We start from the raw sequence: 15805 nt of genomic DNA, 5'->3' as shown, positions 1-15805 counted from the left end.
GAGGTACGGGCGATGAGCCCTTCACGGATCCCCTTCTCGGATCTCATCGGCGAGCAGACCCGCGCGGAGATCTTCGCGACCGTGCTCACCGCGGGGCCCATCTCCCGTACCGGCCTGGCCCAGCGGCTGGGACTCGCGCCCTCCAGCGTGACCCGGATGCTGCCGCCGCTGCTGGAGCACGACTACCTGCGCGAGACCGACGCCCAGCCGCAGGGCCGCGGGCGCCCCCAGCGGATGCTCCAGGTCAATGCCGACAAGCACATCGTCGTCGGCATCAAGATCGGACCGGCGCAGGTCTCCGGAGTGGTCACCGACATGGCCGCCAAGGTGCTCGCCCGCGCCGAGGCGCCCATCGCCGACAGCACCCCGGACACCGCCCTCAGCGCCGCGGCGCGGCTCACGGCGGACCTGCTCGCGGAGGCGCCCGAGGCCGCCGACCGGGTGCTGGGCATCGGCGTCGGCGTCAGCGGCCATGTCGACTCCACCGCCGGCATCTGCCGCTACTCCGCGCTGCTCGACTGGAACAAGGTCGACGTCGCGGGCCCCCTGTCCCGCGCGACCGGACTGCCCGTCGTCGTCAACAACGACGTCAACACCCTGGTCGTCGCCGAACGCTGGTTCGGCGAAGGACGTGACATCGACTCGTTCGCCGTCGTCACCGTGGGCCCCGGTATCGGCTGCGGTCTCCTCCTCGACGGCACCCTGTACGCCGGAGTCAGCGGCATGGCCGGTGAACTCGGCCATCTCCCGCTCGACCCGGCGGGCCCCATGTGCAGCTGCGGCCGGCGAGGCTGTCTCGAAGCCCTCGCCGGCGACCGGGCCGTCCTGCGCCACATCCGCGACGGCGGCGCCCCCGTCTGCGCCACCATCGCAGAGGCGTACGAACTGGCCCGGCACGGCAGCGGCGCCGGCCGTGCCGTCGCACTCGCGGCGTTCGCCGAGGCGGGCACCGCTCTCGGCCGGGGTCTCGCCGGCCTCTGCAACCTGCTCAACCTTCAGAAAATCATCATCGCGGGGGAAGGCGCCGTCGCCTATGACCTGTTCGGCCCGGCCATGACCGGAGCCCTGGAGGCGTACGCGTTCTCCGACGCCGCCCGCGACTGCACCCTCCACGTCGATCCGGCCCACCACGACCTGTGGGCACGCGGAGCCGCCTGCCTCGTCATCCGCGAAGCCGTCCGCGCCCCGATCTCCTGACCCCTCTCCCGCAACCCGTGCTCATCGAGGAGCCGTCATGCGCATTCCCGTGCGCCGAGCCGTCACCGCGCTCGCCACCACCACCGCCCTGCTCGCCGCGAGCGCCTGTTCCACCGGCGACGAAGCCGCCGACGAGAAGAAGCCCGTCGGCGCCGCCAAGGGCACCATCACCTGGTACGCCATGGACTTCGGCACCGACAACCTGCCGCAGAAGCTCATCGACGCGTTCGAGAAGGCGCACCCCGACATCAAGGTCACGCTCAAGGCGGCCCCGGCGAACTCCGACACCGTCCGTGCCACCCTCACCACCGAGATATCCGGCGGCTCGTCGGAGATCGACGTCTACAACGGTGACGTCGTCTGGCCCGCCCAGTTCGGTGACGCCGAGCTCGCCCTGCCCCTCGACGAGTACCTTCCGAAGGACTACTGGAAGCAGTTCGCGCCGGGCCGCGCCGACGGCGCCGTGCACGAAGGGAAGCACCTCGCCGCGCCGCTGTTCACCGACGAGGGGTTCCTCTTCTTCCGCAAGGACCTGCTGGAGAAGCACAAGCTGCCCGTGCCGAAGACCTGGGAGGAACTCGCCACCACGGCCGAGAAGCTCCAGGACGCGGGGGACGTCAAGTACGGCTACTCCGCCCAGTGGGCCAACTACGAGGGCCTCACCGCCGACTGGGCCGAGCTGTCCGCGTCCGCGGGCGGCTCCACCGTCAGCGACGACGGCACGAAGTCACAGATCGACTCGCCCGAGAACCGCAAGGCCCTCGGATACATGCGCTCCCTCCTCGACCGGGGCATCGCGCCGAAGGCCATGCTCTCCTTCCAGGAGGCCCAGTCGCTGCAGGCGTTCACCAGCGGCCAGACGGCCTTCCACCGCAACTGGGGTTACGCCTGGGGCGAGTCCGAGAACCCCGAGGTGTCCAAGATCAAGGGCAAGGCCGGCATGACGGCGATGCCCACCTTCGAGGGCCACCCCTCACCCGGCTCGTCGAACATCGGCGGCTGGAACATGATGGTCAATCCGCACTCGAAGAACCTCGGCGCGACCCTCGCCTTCGTCAAGTGGATGACCGGCGCCGAGGGCCAGACGATCCTCGCGCGGAACTCGATGATCCCCGCCAACGAGGCCGTTCTCAGCGACCCGGACCTCGCCGCAGGCCAGCCCGTGCTGAAGGCCGCCGCCACGACCGAGCTCGTCTCCCGCCCCTCCAACACCCCCCGGTACGCCCAGGTCAGCAAGGCCGTCTACAGCAACCTCAACGCGGCACTGGCCGGCTCCACCTCCGTCGAGGACGCCCTGAAGAAGGCCGACAAGGAGATCGGCGAGGCCCTGGGAGGCGGCGGACTGTGACCGGCACCACCGCACCGCCCGCCGCCCCGGTGGCGGGGACCCGCCCGCCGCGGCCGCCCGCCACCGCGGCGGCCCGGCGGGGCAGGACCGCCCGCGACCGCAGGCTCTCCCGGCTCGGCTGGGGATTCGCCTCACCCGCCCTGCTCGCCGTCGTGGCCGTGACCGTCTTCCCCGTCCTGTTCTCACTGGCCATGAGCTTCTCCGAGGTCGAGGTGACCGGATCGGGCTTCCGGCTCGGCGCCCCGACCGGCGACAACTACGCCGAACTGTTCGCCTCCGAACGCTGGCGCCACGCCCTGCTGTTCACCGTGCTCTACACCCTCGGCACCGTCTTCGCCGAAGTCGTCCTCGGCACGGTCGTCGCGCTCGTCCTGGAGCGGCTGACCGACGGCCGGGGCTGGATGATGGCCCTGCTCCTGCTGCCCTGGGCGATGATCACCGTCGTGTCGGCGCAGCTGTGGGCGTACGTCTACAACGGGGTGTACGGCGTCCTGTCGTACGCCGTGGAAGCCGTCACCGGCGACCAGGTCAACATTCTGGGCACACCGGTGCCCGCCGTCCTGGCGATGAGCGTCGCCGACATCTGGAAGACCACCCCGTTCGTCGCGATCATCGTGCTCGCGGGGCTGGTCATGCTGCCGGGCGACATCACCGAGGCGGCCCGGATGGACGGCGCGAACGCATGGACGATCTTCTGGCGCGTCCGGCTCCCGCTGCTGCGGCCCACCCTCGCGATCGCCGTCCTCTTCCGCATCCTCCAGGCCTTCGGCATCTTCGACCTGCCGTTCGTCCTGACCGGCGGCGGACCGGGCGACGCCACGCAGTCGCTGGCGCTGCTGGGATGGCAGGTCATGTTCCAGAACCTCAGTTTCGGCCCAGGAGCCGCCGTCGCCGCCTCCACAGCGGCGCTCGTATTCGCCGGCTGTCTCGTCTTCCTGCGGGCCTTCCGCACCCAGGTCGGCGAAGCGGAGGAGACCGCATGAACACGATCCGACGCCGCCCGCGGCCGACCTGGACGCATGCCGCGGCCCTGCTGATCGCCGCCTTCGTCGCGGCCCCGCTGTACTGGATGTTCGCCGGGTCGGTGAAGTCCCGCACGGAGATCGCCGCCGACCCGCCGACGCCGTGGCCGCAGGACCTGACGTGGGAGAACTACGACGAGGCGTTCGGCCGCTACGACTTCGGCACCTACATGGCCAATTCGGTGATCGTGTCCGTGATCGCCACCGTGATGGTCCTGGCCCTCGCCACGTTCGCCGGATACGCGCTCGCACGGCTGCCGGTGCGCGGGAAGACGCCCATCATGGTCGCCCTCCTGATGATCTCGCTGTTCCCGACGATCGCGCTGGCCGCACCGCTGTACCTGCTGATGCGCGAGACGGGCATGCTCAACAGCCACCAGGGCCTGATCGTCGTCTACGTCGCCCTCAACGTGCCCTTCGCCATCTGGATCCTGCGGAACTACTTCCTGTCCGTTCCCAAGGAGATGGAGGAGGTCGCCTGGATGGACGGCGCCTCCCCGGTCCGTACCGTCGTCTCGGTGATCCTGCCGCAGGCCACGCCGGGCGTGTTCACGGCCGGCGTGTTCACCTTCACGGCGTGCTGGACGGAGTTCCTGATAGCCGTCACGCTGAACAGTGCCGACGCCTACCGCACGATCCCGGTCGGCATGGCCCTGTTCGGCGACCAGTACGACGTCCCCTACGGCACGATCTTCGCCGCCGCGACCGTATCCGTCCTGCCCATCGCCCTGTTGGTCCTCGTCTTCCGCAAGGCCGTCGTGTCCGGCCTGACCTCCGGCGCCGTCAAGGGCTGACCCGGCCACGGCACACCGCCGCAACGAAAGGCTGCACCCTCTCCATGACCACGTTCCGACCCGCCCCCGCCTGGCTGGCCGACGCCGTCTTCTACCAGATCTACCCGCAGAGCTTCGCCGACTCGAACGGCGACGGCATCGGCGACTTCAACGGCATCACCGACCGCCTCGACCACCTCGCCTGGCTGGGCGTGAACACGGTCTGGCTCAACCCGTGCTTCTCCTCGCCCTTCCGCGACGCGGGCTACGACATCGACGACTACCTCGCCCTCGCCCCCCGCTACGGAACCGACGACGACCTCGCCCGGCTCGTGGCCGAGGCGGCCCGCCGGGGCATCCGGGTCCTGCTCGACCTCGTCGCCGGGCACACCTCGGACCGCCACCCCTGGTTCCTCGCGTCGGCCGACGACCCCGCCGACCACCGCTACATCTGGACCGACGGCGACCGCCCCGAAGGCTTCGTCGCCTCGCCGGGCCGCCGCCCGGGCGCGTACCTGCCCAACTTCTTCGACTCCCAGCCGGCCCTCAACTTCGGCTACGCGCGCCGTGACCCGGCCGAACCATGGCGGCAGAGCCCCGACGCCGAAGGGCCGCGGGCCAACCGGCAGGCCCTGCGCGACGTCATGGAGCACTGGCTGCGGCTCGGCCTCGCGGGTTTCCGCGTCGACATGGCCGCCTCGCTCGTCAAGGACGACCCGGACAAGCGGGAGACCGCCGCGATCTGGACCGAGCTGCGGCAGTGGCTGGACCGCACCCATCCCGAGGCCGTGCTGCTGTCCGAGTGGGGCGACCCCGCCGTCTCCGTACCGGCGGGCTTCCACGCGGACTTCTTCCTCCAGTTCGGCGGACCGACCAACGGCCGCCCCCTGCGCTCCCTGTGGAACAACCGCACCGGCACCGACAACGACGACTGGGACCCCGTCGACTGCTTCTTCGACCCCGAGGGCAAGGGGACACCCGCCCACTTCGTCGAGGCATGGCAGTCGGCCGTGGAGGCCATCGGCGACAACGGCTTCACCGCCCTGCCCACGGCCAACCACGACTTCTCCCGCCTCAACTGCGGCCCGCGCACGCCCGAGCAGCTCCCGGCAGCCTTCGCCTTCCAGCTCACCTGGCCCACCCTCCCCGCCGTCTACTACGGCGACGAGATCGGCATGCGCTTCGTCCCCGATCTGCCCGACAAGGAGGGCAGCGTCCTCGGCCCGCGCTACAACCGCGCCGGCTCCCGCACCCCCATGCAGTGGGACGACACCGAGAACGCCGGCTTCTCCACCGCACCGGCCGACGCGCTCTACCTGCCCCTCGACCCGGACCCCGCCCGCCCCTCGGTCGCCTCCCAGCGCGCCGACGACGCCTCGCTGCTGAAACTGGTCCGCCGCCTGATCGCGCTGCGCCGCGGTTCACCGGAGCTCGGTCCCTCGGGATCGGTGGAGATCCTGCACACCGGCTACCCGTTCGTCCACGTACGCGGCGGCCGGTACCTCGTGGTCGTCAACCCCGGCGCGGCCCCGGCGAAGGTCACGGTCGACGAGTCCCGTACCGCGGGCGCCCGCCCGCTGGAGGCGCAGGGCATCCGCATCGCGGACGGCACGATCACGGCGGAAGGCTTCGCGTACGGTGTGTACGGTCTCGCGCCCGGCTCATGACCCGCCCGGCCCGCGCCGGTTCGTCCCGCGCGGGCCGGCGGCTCGGCCGCCGGGCCGATCAGCCGGTGCCGGTGCGCGTCGAGCGCGGCCGCGGGAAGCCCTTCCGGACCCCGGACAGCAACGCGCCGCAGCCGAGGGGACTTCCGCACACGGCAGCGGTCCGCGTCACGCCGCCACGACCCGCAGGCTCTCCATCGACGGGTCGGCGGCGTCGGGGACCAGCAGCCCGGCGGCCGCACCGCTGCGCAGATAGTCCAGCACCTCGGCCGTGATGAGCTCGCCGGGGGCCACGGCCGGAACACCGGGCGGGTAGGGGCTGATCATCTCCGCCGCGATCCGCCCCACGGCCTGCGAGGCGGGAACCTGTTCGGCGGGGCCGAAGAACGCCGTGCGCGGCAGCACGACCTGCTCCAGCTCCAGCGCACCCGGCGGCGGCAGAGCCACCGGAGGCCCGCCGTCGACGGCACCGGCCCCCGCGGCCTCGGCCAGCCGCTTCAGCGAGTCGAGGAACAGCTCCTCGGTCCGGTCGTCATCGGCATGCGTGATCACGCCGCTGACCCGGCAGGTGTCCGAGGATCCCATGTCCACACGGCAGTTGGTGCGCAGCCACTCGGCGGCGCGCATGCCGCTGATGCCCAGCTCCCGCACGTCCACCACGATCTTGAGCAGATCGAGGTCGGCCGCGAGGCCCGACTCCACGACCTCGGGGCCCATCAGCCGCAGACCCGGCACGGCGGCCACTGCCTCCCGCAGACGCCGGGCGCGGCGCAGAGCGCCGTCGATGAGCTCGTGGCCCTGTTCCACCATCTGCCGCCGCCAGCCGTCCAGGGTCGCGTAGACCAGGGACGAGGCGCTCGTCGTGCCGAGAAGGTCCTCGCGCTGCTTGAGCGCGTCGGCCGACACACGGTCGCCCTGGAGGTGGAACACCGAACTCTGCTCGACGGCGCTGCCCATCTTGTGCACGCTCGTGACGACGAGGTCGGCGTCCGCGTCCATGCCCCAGGCCGGCAGGCCGTCGTGGAACGGCAGGTGCGCACCCCATGCCTCGTCGACGATGAGCGGCACGTCCTGGGCGTGGCAGACCTTGGCCACGACCGCGATGTCGGCGCAGGACCCCCAGTCCGTCGGCGTGATCAGCAGCATGCCCTTGGCCTCGGGGTGCTCCGCCAGGGCCTGCCGCACGTCGTCCGGCTCCGGCGGGTGCGCGAGGTGCCGCTCGGCGTCGAAGGCGGGGTGCACCCACACGGGTTCGACGCCGCTGACGATGACCGCCGCGATCACGGACTTGTGGGCGTTGCGGGACACCAGGAGCTTCTCGCCGGGCCCGGCGACGGCCAGCATCGACGACTTGACCGACAGGGAACTGCCGCACGTCGAGAAGAACGCCCGCTCAGCGCCCACCGCGTCCGCCATCAACTCCTGGGCCTGGTCCAGAACGCCCTGGGACTCGCGGCGGTCGTCGAGCCCGTTGAGGGACAGGACGTCGGAACGGAACACGCCCTCGCCCATCACCTCCAGCACCCGGGGGTCGACGCCTCGGCCCTGCCGGTGTCCGGGCGGTCCGTAGACGGTGTCCCCGCGCCGGTGGAAATCCGCCAGGGCTTCGAGAACGGGCACACGGGAGTGGTCCATGGTGCGGCTCCTGGTCTCGCGTCGGCGTACGGCGGTACGACTGCATGAAGCGGGTTGCCGTCAGGGGGGAATCTCAAACCGGCGTCGTCCCGCGTGGGGCGCGGGAGCCAGGAGGACTCCTGCGGGACGATGCCGGACGTCCTGTCGAAACGGGCGCATGCCGATCGACGTACGAGTGGGAACCCGCGCACGACGCACGACGCACGGCGCGTACGGCGCAACCGAGCATTCGAGCCCTGGAGGAGCGGCACATGACCCTTGTCACGGCGGACCTCGCCATGTCCCTGGACGGTTTCGTCGCCGGCACCGACGTCAGCCTCGACAACCCCGGCGGGCACGGGGGCGAGCCCCTGTTCCACTGGATCCACGACCTGGCGAGCTGGCGGGAGCGGCAGGGCATGACCGGCGGTGAGGAGAACCGCGATTCGGACATCATGCGGGAATGGTTCGACGCCACCGGCGCCGTCGTCATGGGCCGCCTCATGTACGACACGGGAGAGAAGCCGTGGGGCGACAATCCGCCCTTCCGGGCGCCGGTGTTCGTGCTCACCCATCGCCCCGCCCCGTCCCTGGTCAAGCAGGGAGGCACCAGCTTCACGTTCGTGACCGACGGGATCCACAGCGCGCTGGAGCAGGCGAAGGCGGCGGCCGGCGGCCGCAACGTCGACATCGCGGGCGGCGCACGCACCGTTCAGCAGTTCCTGCGGGCAGGTCTCGTCGACGAGCTCCAACTGCACGTGATTCCTGTGTTGTTGGGTGGCGGGCTGCGTCTGTTCGACCACATCGGCCCGGACCAGCGGAAGCTGGAGGTGATCAGGGTCGTCGACACGCCGCGCGCGACGCACCTCAAATACCGGGTGCTTGCCTAGGGAGCCAAGTTCCGGCCGGGGCGGCCGGCCCGATGTGCGCCGCTTGGCCAGAACATCTGGACAGCGGCTACGGTGCTGAGGTGGTGATCACTGGGGAGAACTCGGCGCCGGGTACCGCGTTGCTGCTGGCAGCGGCGCCGGCCGGCAAAGGCCGACTTGTGGACGCGGCGTCCGTGCTGCCCGCGCTCGCCGCCGTACCCGCCTCTGTGCTGACCGGTACGACGGGCGTGGCGGCGACCGTGATCGAGCTCGCCGACCCGCTCGATCCGCAGACCGTCCTGACCCGCATCCGGGCGGCGGCCGCGGCTCCGGGGCCGCTGTTCCTCTACCTCGCGGGGCAGCTGCAGGTCGACCGCAAGCAGCAGCTGCTGCATTTCGCGCTCGCCCGCACGACCCCGGCGACCGTGCGGTACACGGCGCTGCCCTGGCACTGGCTGGCCGGGGAACTCAGGACCCGCCGGCCGGGGACGACCACGGTGGTCGTCGACCTGGTCGCGGACAGCGAGGCATGGCAACAGGTGCGAGAGGGCCGTGCCGGGCTCGGCCCGGGCACGCTGCTGTACGGCAGGATCGCACCGGCTCCGGGCCGCCGTACGGTCGCGCCGCCGGCGTACCTGAAGGCGGTGGCCGCGATCTGGCGCAGCGGCGCGCGGCCGCCCTTCGCGCAGCTGCACGAGCAGGCCGCGTCACAGTCCGACCACCCGGCCGGCGCCCTGCTGTTCCCGCTGCTGATGCCGACGGTGACTCATGGCGCGTCGGAAACGTCGCATCGCCCCGTGCCCGTCGAGGCCCAAGCGCCCGTGCCCGGGGCCGTGCTGCGCGAGGTCCCGTCACCCGCGCCCGCGGCCGAGCTCCGTGACCCCCAGCCGGCCGCTCAAGCGCCCGCGCCCGGGGGCGTGTTGCGCGAGACCAGCCCCGCTCCTGCGCCCGGCGCGGCCTCGGCGCCCACCGGCGAGTCACCCGCCCCGGTGCCGCTGCCCGCCGCCCAGCCACCCGCGACACCCGCGGCCGAGACGCGCACGACCCCGTCACCCGCACCCGCACCCGCACAGCCGCCCACGCCCCCGGCCACCCCTCCCTCGGCCGCAATCGGCGTGCCCCGATACGACGACGGGGATCCGCATCCGGCGATCCTCGCCGCGGCAAACGCCGGGAGGCACACCGAGGCAGCCGCTGCCGCGGCCGCATGTGAGGGCGAGGCCCTGCGGGTGTACGGACCCGGTTCGGTGCAGGCACTGCACTGGCTCGAGGTACGGGCCGACCTCGCCCGCCTCGCCCGTGACCCCGCCCGTAGCTGCGAGTTGTGGATGGCGGTGGCCGACGCCCGGCTGCGACGGCAGCAGACCGCAGACGACCCCGACGTCGAGGGGGCCGTCGACCGCGCGCACCATCAGTGGGAACAGGTCCGCGACGCCGCGCGGGCGCGTCGGCTCGCGCCGGAACTCGTCCGGTTGCGCCGGCGCGTGCCGGGCCGTCAGCGCGGCGCACTGCAGTTGCTCCAGCGCAGGCTGGAGCAACTGCAGTAAGGGCGGCGGGGCCGCTCCTCGTACGGTGTCCGGCCGCACCCGCGGCGCCCGAGCCGTCCTGTCGGAGGTGCGTGCCGTACCGGCCCGGGCCGGTACGGTCGGGACGGTTCGCCGCCAGCGGCGTCTCAGCCGATGCTGTAGTGCCGGTACAGGCGCTCCTCCTCCTGCCGGGAAAGGTGCCCACGGGCGTCCACGTCGACGTCGGGGGCTTCCTTGATCTTGCTCTTGGGGTACGGCACCTCGAGATGGTCCTCGACCATCGTGGCCTCCCGGATGGGCACGAACGACTCCCTGGTCCCGAACAGGCCGGTCTGCACGCTGACCCAGTCCGGCTGTCCCGTGGCGTCGTCGACGAAGACGTGTTTCGCGTTGCCGACCTTGTGGCCCTCGGCGTCGTGCACGGGGTGATCCAGCACTTGGGGGATCTGGTCTCGGGTGATCACTCTCTGCCTCCCTTTCCGCGACGTCCCTCCGGCGGCGGGTAGCCGAATGAAGAACCGCTAAACGGTCATGGAAGTGGTGATCGATCAGTGGGGCGGCGGGCCGCGGCCCTATCCGTAGGATGCCGAGCCTGTTACGATCCGTTCCGGGACGGAATGAAAACAGGAGAGCCAGGGATGCGAGTCAAGGATTTCGACCACCTCGTGCTCAACGTCCAGGACGTCGAGCGCGCGCTGGAGTTCTACTGCGAAACGCTCGGGCTGGAGCCGGTCAGGGTGGAGGAGTGGCGCGAGGGCAAGGCGCCCTTCCCCTCGGCGCGGATCAGCCCGACCGCCATCATCGACCTGGTCAGCCGGCCCCGGGGCGAGTCCAACGTCGACCACATCTGCCTCGTCGTCGATCCGCTCGACTGGCAGGAGGTCGTCGACTCCGGTCGGTTCACCGTTCTCGAAGGCCCGGTCGACCGCTACGGCGCCCGCGGCAGCGCGCAGTCGATATACGTGCAGGACCCGGACGGCAACACGGTCGAACTGCGCTGGTACCCGCAGGATGCCGCGGACTGAGCCCCGCCGGGGGCGGCCCCGGGACCCGGCGATCGACACCGCCGTACTCTCCGCGACCCTCGACGTCCTGCGTGAGCAGGGGTACGCGGGGTTCGCCCTGGAGCGGGTCGCCGCCAGGGCGGGCACGACGAAGCCGACGATCCGGCGCCGGTGGCCGGTCCGGCAGGACCTCGTCATCGACGCCCTCGGCTCGGTCCTCGTCACGCCCCCGGTCCCGGACAACGGCTGCACCCGCTGCGATCTGACCGAGAGCGTGAGGCTGCTCGCCGAGGCGCTGCACGACCGGCTCCCGCCCGGCGTCCTTGCCCCGCTCCTGGCCGACTGCGCGCGCGACCCGGCGCTTCACCGCCGCCTGATGGAGACCGTCGTGCAGCCCAGCAGGCGAGCCGCGGCGGTCGCCGTGCGGCGCGCGGTCGACCGCGGCGATCTGCACGACGACGTCGATCCCGAGCTGCTCGTCGACCTGCTTGCGTCGACGGTCTACCAACGGGCGCTGCTCGGTGACGGGCCGATCGGCGAGACGTCCGCACGCCCGCTGGTGGACCTGCTGCTGCGCGGGGTCGCCGTCGACTTCGACCGGCTGGTGCGGATCAGCAGGCAGCCCCCCGGCGCCCGGCACAGCCACTGACCCCAGGACCCCGGAGGCCGCCCCGGCCGGCGTCACGGCACGAGCGGACGGACCTCCTCCGCGGCGAACCGTACGAAGCCCTCCGGGTCCGGCTCGTCGGCAGTCGGCTGCAGCACCACCGTGTCGGCCCCGGCGTCCACGAGCCGCTGAACGGCCTTGGCCACCGCACCCGCGTCCCCGGCGACACCCAGCTCGGACACCGACTCCCGCCGGGAACCGGCCAGTTCGCCCCGCAGCCGGTCGGCCGCGCCGGGGCCGGTCGCGGTGTGCAGGTAGACGACCACGGGGTGGGGCCCGGTGCGTCCGCCCTCAGCCCTCCCCTCGTCGATGAGTTCCCGGGCCCGGCGCACGCCGTCGGCCGGCACGCTCGCGTCCAGGACCGTCCCGTCGGCGGCTTCGCCCGACAACCGCAGCGACTTGGGCCCGCGGGCTCCTGCCAGCACCGGCGGTGCGGCAGGCGGCGGCCAGTCCAGGGCGACGCCGTCGAGCTTCACGTAACGGCCCTCCACCGTCAGCCGCTCGCCGCCCAACAGGGCGCGTGTCGCCAGCAGATGCTCCCGCAGCAGCGTGAGGGGTGACTCTACCCGCGCACCGACCTGGCCCATCCAGTCCTGCACACCGTGCCCGAGCGCCAGCTTGATGCGCCCGGGGAAGAGGCGCAGCAGCGTGGCGGCCTCCATCGAGGTCAGTGCCGCGTTGCGCAACGGGACCGGAAGCAGGCCCACGCCCACGCACAGCCGCTCCGTCCAGGCGAGGGCGGCCGCCGCGGTGGCGATGCCGCTCTCGAGGAAGCAGTCCTCCCAGAGCCACAGCTCCTCCAGACCTGCCGCGTCGGCCGCACGGGCCATGTCACGGAGCCGTTCGGGAGGCAACTGCGGCCGGAACACCACGCCGAGAGTAGTCATGGGCCTTTCCTACCCATCTCTTCCGGGGCCCACAAGGTCGGCACTCCAACCCGCAGGGCAGTGACAACCGGGCTTCGGCGGACGGGGGTCCGTGGGGTGCGTGATCTTGTCCGCCGGGGGAGGAACAGCATGTCGGACCTGCTCATTTTTGGGTGGACATGCGATCGATGTCGGGTCGTGCGAGGCTGAACGCGCCCAGATTGCCCACCTCGAAGGAGAGACTGATGGGTATCAAGGACCAGTTCCAGGACAAGGCCGAACAGCTCAGGGACGAGGCGCAGAAGCGCATGGACGCCGCCAAGTCGCGCGGCCGGCAGTCCCAGGAGCGCGGCCGGCAGCAGTCCGAGGAGCGCGGCCGGCAGGGCCGTGAACCGCGCCAGGAGATGCTGGACGAGGACGAGGACCGCTACCGGAGCTGATCCGGGCCGTCATGTCACAGGAAGGGGCGCACCCTGTCCGGGTGCGCCCCTTCACTTGCGCCGCAGCGCGTACAGGGCGGCCGGATCAGCAGGTGCGGCCCGTGTAGAACGCCCCGTCGATGGTGCTCGACGCGCCCAGCCAGGTGCCGCCGGGCCCCACGCACCACTCGTAGTTCGGCCCCCACACCTCGACCTCGATGATCACGCGCGAGCCGTCGCCCGTGCAGTGGTTGTAGAAGGCGTCGCTCGACGTCTCGTAGAACCCGCACGGATTCATGGCGGCGACCGACGGCGAAGCGGCGGCCGAGACACCGGACATGCCGAGCACGAGGGTCACGGCGCCGACGACGGCGGACAGGGAGCGGCGAAGGCTCATGCAGAACTCCTGGGTGAGAACGAGGTGCCCCGTCGCGGGGCTCCTGATCAAGGAGCATCCATGACCGTGCCCGCTGTGAGGCCCGGTTCCGCCCGTGTGGAGCGCATGGTTCACGCGGACGGACGGCATGTCGGCCCGCCCGGGGTCGCGTCACCGCCCGGCCGTGGGGCCCCGGCCGAGGGCCGCGGACCCCCAACTACAGTCGTGGAGCAGCCCGATCGCATCCCGGAGGCTCCGTTGACCCAGCACCTCACCGTCGTCACCGGCGGCAGCCGCGGCATCGGCGCCGCGATCTGCGAACGCCTCGCCGCCGAGGGCCACGACGTGGTGGTCGGCTACCGGTCCGGCGAAGACGCCGCGCTGACCGTCGTCAAGGCGGTCAACGACGCCGGAAGGCGCGCGCTCGCCGTCCCCGTGGACACCGCCGACGAGACGTCCGTGGACCGGCTGTTCGACCGTGCCGCCGAACTGGGCGCGGTCACCGGCCTCGTCAACAACGCCGGTATCAGCGGCCCCAACGGCCGTCTCGCCGACGCCGACGCGGAGGGCATGCGCCGCGCCCTGGACGTCAACGTGCTCGGCTACCTGCTCTGCGCGCGCCGCGCCGTGCGGGACATGACCGGTTCCGGCGGCGGGGCCATCGTGAACATCTCCTCGGCGGCCGCCACCCTCGGCAGCCCCGGCCAGTACGTGCACTACGCCGCGACCAAGGCCGCGGTCGACGCCATGACGGTGGGCCTGGCCAAGGAGGTCGCCGCCGACGGCGTACGCGTCAACTGTGTGGCGCCCGGCGTCATCTGGACCGAGTTCCACGAGGATCCGCAGCGCCCCGCGAAGCTCGCGGGCATGATTCCGCTCGGCCGGGCGGGGCGGCCCGAGGAGATCGCCGGATCGGTCGCCTGGCTGCTCTCCGAGGACGCGTCCTTCACCACGGGCGCCGTGCTGCGTGTGGCCGGCGGCATGTAGGCATGCCGTCGCGCGAGTGCGCGACCACGACGTCAGCGGGCGGGCTCGGCCTTGCGCAGCACACCCACCTTGTCGATGCGGTGCTCGGGGTTGCCCCGGTCGTCACGCCAGAAGTTCCCGGCGGCATTGTCCTCAGGCGTCGCGCAGGTCGAGATCGTGATCATCGCCTCGACCGGCCGCTCGCCGGGACGGCCGGGGACGGCCGCCCGCTGCTCGGCCAGCGAGCGCTCGGAGCGGAAGGAGGTCGTCCGGGTCTCCGTGATCTCGTACTCGTACACGCGGCCGCCCGCCCGGACGAACACCGATTCGCCCTCGCCGAGCGACGGCAGATCACGCAGCGGGCCTCCCGCGGAGAGGCGGTGGGCGGTGACCAGGTAGTTGCCGACCTCGCCGGGGCCGGCGCCGCCGTTCTCCCCGTACGGGCTGGCGCCGACGCCGCGGTTCTGGATCCGGGTGCCGGGCCAGTCGTCGGTCGTGCCCTCGTACGGGACGACCTTCAGCTCCTTCAGTCCGATCGACGGTATGGACAGCAGCGCCGTCTCCGTCCGCGGCCGGGGCGGCTCGGGGGCCGGCGTCGCGGAGGCCGTCCCCGTCGCGGGCTCCGTCGGTGTCGTGGCGGGGACGGAGGGGGAGGGGGCGGCGGGGCGCTCGACCGTGGCCTGCGCCCCGCCGGCCGTCCGCGGCTCCGCGGAGGCGCTGGCGTCTGCGGTGCATCCGGTGAGCACGGTCACGAGCACGCCGGCGAGAGCAAGGGGAACAGCTCGGAGAACAGTCATGGGAATCCGGATCGTCAGCCGGGCGGAATCGACCGGCGCTCCGGCGTGGGCACGCCGATCACGCCAATGGCCTCTTTTCGGACACAACGACGATATCCGACCGGATGTTCCCTCCGTCCGTCCGGCGGGCTGTCTCCATGCGATCTGCGCAGGTCAGCGCCTATGTCAGTGCCGCGTGCCAGCATGAGCACGTGACGAACCCGGCCCACCTGAAGCAGTTGAGGCTCGCCAAGGACGCGATGGACCGCGACTGGATGGAGCCGCTCGACCTCGACGCGGTCGCCGCCCACGCGGGGTATTCGCGCTATCACTTCGTGCGCGCGTTCAAGGCGGTCTACGGGCAGACGCCCGGCCAGTACCTGTCCGGCCGCCGCATGGAGCGGGCCGAGGAGATGCTCCGCACGGCGAACCTCTCCGTCACCGAGATCTGCACCCTCGTGGGATTCACCAGCCTCGGGACGTTCTCGGCCCGTTTCAAGCGGCAGACCGGTGTGTCCCCCAGCGAGTACCGCGCGCGGCACGTCGGCCGCGGCGCCGCGCTCATACCGGGGTGCTACGCGATGCTGTGGGCCGGCGGCTTCTCCCCGGCGAAGGAGCCGTCCGGGCGAAGGGGCGCGGGAGACCGCAATTCTGAAGAAGCGGGCTGAGCGGGCCACTGCCTACCGTGGCAGGGCAACGGACACCCCTTCCCCAGGAG

At 71.9% G+C, this 15805-nt stretch carries 17 protein-coding genes; 12 read left to right on the top strand and 5 right to left on the bottom strand.

Translation table 11 applies throughout. The annotated features are described in order from the left end of the window. The first annotated feature begins 12 nt into the window (after positions 1-12). Genes QFZ82_RS04475 through QFZ82_RS04455 form a run of 5 tightly spaced genes read left to right on the top strand, consistent with a single transcriptional unit; the run spans position 13 to position 6007 of the window. Positions 13-1197 (top strand): ROK family transcriptional regulator, encoded by a 1185-nt coding sequence (locus QFZ82_RS04475; RefSeq protein ID WP_307711873.1) that lies wholly within the window; start codon positions 13-15, stop codon positions 1195-1197. 37 nt (positions 1198-1234) lie between these two features. After that, positions 1235-2545 carry an ABC transporter substrate-binding protein gene (locus tag QFZ82_RS04470; protein ID WP_307711872.1) on the top strand — a complete coding sequence of 437 codons (1311 nt, stop codon included), beginning with the start codon at positions 1235-1237 and terminating at the stop codon, positions 2543-2545. Next, positions 2542-3528 (top strand): carbohydrate ABC transporter permease, encoded by a 987-nt coding sequence (locus QFZ82_RS04465; RefSeq protein ID WP_307711871.1) that lies wholly within the window; start codon positions 2542-2544, stop codon positions 3526-3528. Before QFZ82_RS04470 ends, QFZ82_RS04465 begins: the two co-directional genes overlap by 4 nt. Continuing rightward, positions 3525-4361, top strand: a complete 837-nt coding sequence (locus QFZ82_RS04460; RefSeq protein ID WP_307711870.1) for a carbohydrate ABC transporter permease — start codon at positions 3525-3527, stop codon at positions 4359-4361. The genes QFZ82_RS04465 and QFZ82_RS04460 overlap by 4 nt, the downstream gene beginning before the upstream one ends. A gap of 44 nt (positions 4362-4405) precedes the next feature. Then, positions 4406-6007 (top strand): alpha-amylase family glycosyl hydrolase, encoded by a 1602-nt coding sequence (locus QFZ82_RS04455; protein ID WP_307711869.1) that lies wholly within the window; start codon positions 4406-4408, stop codon positions 6005-6007. Between the two features lie 165 nt (positions 6008-6172). On the opposite strand, the gene QFZ82_RS04450 is transcribed toward QFZ82_RS04455, so the two are convergent. Further along, entirely contained in the window at positions 6173-7639 is a 1467-nt protein-coding gene (locus QFZ82_RS04450) for an aminotransferase class I/II-fold pyridoxal phosphate-dependent enzyme (protein ID WP_307711868.1), read from the bottom strand. A gap of 251 nt (positions 7640-7890) precedes the next feature. On the opposite strand from QFZ82_RS04450, the gene QFZ82_RS04445 reads away from it, so the two are divergent. Continuing rightward, positions 7891-8508 carry a dihydrofolate reductase family protein gene (locus QFZ82_RS04445; RefSeq protein ID WP_307711867.1) on the top strand — a complete coding sequence of 206 codons (618 nt, stop codon included), beginning with the start codon at positions 7891-7893 and terminating at the stop codon, positions 8506-8508. Between the two features lie 80 nt (positions 8509-8588). Further along, entirely contained in the window at positions 8589-10034 is a 1446-nt protein-coding gene (locus QFZ82_RS04440) for a hypothetical protein (protein ID WP_307711866.1), read from the top strand. A 125-nt stretch (positions 10035-10159) separates the two neighbouring features. Here QFZ82_RS04440 and QFZ82_RS04435 read toward each other — a convergent pair whose 3' ends face one another. Then, positions 10160-10477, bottom strand: coding sequence for a PRC-barrel domain-containing protein (locus QFZ82_RS04435; RefSeq protein WP_307711865.1), 318 nt, complete (start codon positions 10475-10477; stop codon positions 10160-10162). Between the two features lie 174 nt (positions 10478-10651). Between QFZ82_RS04435 and QFZ82_RS04430 the strand changes: the two genes are divergently transcribed. Next, positions 10652-11038 (top strand): VOC family protein, encoded by a 387-nt coding sequence (locus QFZ82_RS04430; RefSeq protein ID WP_307711864.1) that lies wholly within the window; start codon positions 10652-10654, stop codon positions 11036-11038. Beyond that, entirely contained in the window at positions 11025-11666 is a 642-nt protein-coding gene (locus QFZ82_RS04425) for a TetR/AcrR family transcriptional regulator (protein WP_307711863.1), read from the top strand. The genes QFZ82_RS04430 and QFZ82_RS04425 overlap by 14 nt, the downstream gene beginning before the upstream one ends. 32 nt (positions 11667-11698) lie before the next feature. Here QFZ82_RS04425 and QFZ82_RS04420 read toward each other — a convergent pair whose 3' ends face one another. Next, positions 11699-12571, bottom strand: a complete 873-nt coding sequence (locus QFZ82_RS04420; RefSeq protein ID WP_307711862.1) for an LLM class flavin-dependent oxidoreductase — start codon at positions 12569-12571, stop codon at positions 11699-11701. A 224-nt stretch (positions 12572-12795) separates the two neighbouring features. Here QFZ82_RS04420 and QFZ82_RS04415 point away from each other — a divergent pair, with 224 nt between their 5' ends. After that, a complete protein-coding gene (locus tag QFZ82_RS04415) occupies positions 12796-12990 on the top strand; it encodes a hypothetical protein (RefSeq protein ID WP_307711861.1) in 195 nt (64 codons plus the stop codon). 85 nt (positions 12991-13075) lie between these two features. On the opposite strand, the gene QFZ82_RS04410 is transcribed toward QFZ82_RS04415, so the two are convergent. Continuing rightward, on the bottom strand, positions 13076-13366 hold the full coding sequence (locus tag QFZ82_RS04410) for a DUF6355 family natural product biosynthesis protein (protein ID WP_307711860.1): 291 nt from the start codon (positions 13364-13366) through the stop codon (positions 13076-13078). Positions 13367-13603: 237 nt separating this feature from the next. On the opposite strand from QFZ82_RS04410, the gene QFZ82_RS04405 reads away from it, so the two are divergent. Beyond that, complete coding sequence (locus tag QFZ82_RS04405; protein ID WP_307717617.1) at positions 13604-14332, top strand: SDR family NAD(P)-dependent oxidoreductase; 729 nt, start codon at positions 13604-13606, stop codon at positions 14330-14332. 32 nt (positions 14333-14364) lie between these two features. On the opposite strand, the gene QFZ82_RS04400 is transcribed toward QFZ82_RS04405, so the two are convergent. Then, positions 14365-15108 carry a class E sortase gene (locus QFZ82_RS04400; RefSeq protein ID WP_307711859.1) on the bottom strand — a complete coding sequence of 248 codons (744 nt, stop codon included), beginning with the start codon at positions 15106-15108 and terminating at the stop codon, positions 14365-14367. A 239-nt stretch (positions 15109-15347) separates the two neighbouring features. Between QFZ82_RS04400 and QFZ82_RS04395 the strand changes: the two genes are divergently transcribed. After that, positions 15348-15755 carry a helix-turn-helix transcriptional regulator gene (locus QFZ82_RS04395; protein WP_307717616.1) on the top strand — a complete coding sequence of 136 codons (408 nt, stop codon included), beginning with the start codon at positions 15348-15350 and terminating at the stop codon, positions 15753-15755. Positions 15756-15805: the final 50 nt, after the last annotated feature.

The sequence above is a fragment of the Streptomyces sp. V4I23 genome (genome assembly GCF_030817975.1).
GTDB lineage: Bacteria > Actinomycetota > Actinomycetes > Streptomycetales > Streptomycetaceae > Streptomyces.
This window is presented reverse-complemented; position numbering and strand designations above follow the sequence as displayed.

What these genes read in the sequence shown, in the direction of transcription:
- QFZ82_RS04475 (WP_307711873.1), top strand. Translation starts at nt 13, where the DNA reads ATGAGCCCTTCACGGATCCCCTTCTCGGATCTCATCGGCGAGCAGACC.
- QFZ82_RS04470 (WP_307711872.1), top strand. Translation starts at nt 1,235, where the DNA reads ATGCGCATTCCCGTGCGCCGAGCCGTCACCGCGCTCGCCACCACCACC.
- QFZ82_RS04460 (WP_307711870.1), top strand. Translation starts at nt 3,525, where the DNA reads ATGAACACGATCCGACGCCGCCCGCGGCCGACCTGGACGCATGCCGCG.
- QFZ82_RS04455 (WP_307711869.1), top strand. Translation starts at nt 4,406, where the DNA reads ATGACCACGTTCCGACCCGCCCCCGCCTGGCTGGCCGACGCCGTCTTC.
- QFZ82_RS04450 (WP_307711868.1), bottom strand. Translation starts at nt 7,639, where the DNA reads ATGGACCACTCCCGTGTGCCCGTTCTCGAAGCCCTGGCGGATTTCCAC.
- QFZ82_RS04445 (WP_307711867.1), top strand. Translation starts at nt 7,891, where the DNA reads ATGACCCTTGTCACGGCGGACCTCGCCATGTCCCTGGACGGTTTCGTC.
- QFZ82_RS04430 (WP_307711864.1), top strand. Translation starts at nt 10,652, where the DNA reads ATGCGAGTCAAGGATTTCGACCACCTCGTGCTCAACGTCCAGGACGTC.
- QFZ82_RS04425 (WP_307711863.1), top strand. Translation starts at nt 11,025, where the DNA reads ATGCCGCGGACTGAGCCCCGCCGGGGGCGGCCCCGGGACCCGGCGATC.
- QFZ82_RS04420 (WP_307711862.1), bottom strand. Translation starts at nt 12,571, where the DNA reads ATGACTACTCTCGGCGTGGTGTTCCGGCCGCAGTTGCCTCCCGAACGG.
- QFZ82_RS04415 (WP_307711861.1), top strand. Translation starts at nt 12,796, where the DNA reads ATGGGTATCAAGGACCAGTTCCAGGACAAGGCCGAACAGCTCAGGGAC.
- QFZ82_RS04410 (WP_307711860.1), bottom strand. Translation starts at nt 13,366, where the DNA reads ATGAGCCTTCGCCGCTCCCTGTCCGCCGTCGTCGGCGCCGTGACCCTC.
- QFZ82_RS04400 (WP_307711859.1), bottom strand. Translation starts at nt 15,108, where the DNA reads ATGACTGTTCTCCGAGCTGTTCCCCTTGCTCTCGCCGGCGTGCTCGTG.
- QFZ82_RS04395 (WP_307717616.1), top strand. Translation starts at nt 15,348, where the DNA reads ATGGACCGCGACTGGATGGAGCCGCTCGACCTCGACGCGGTCGCCGCC.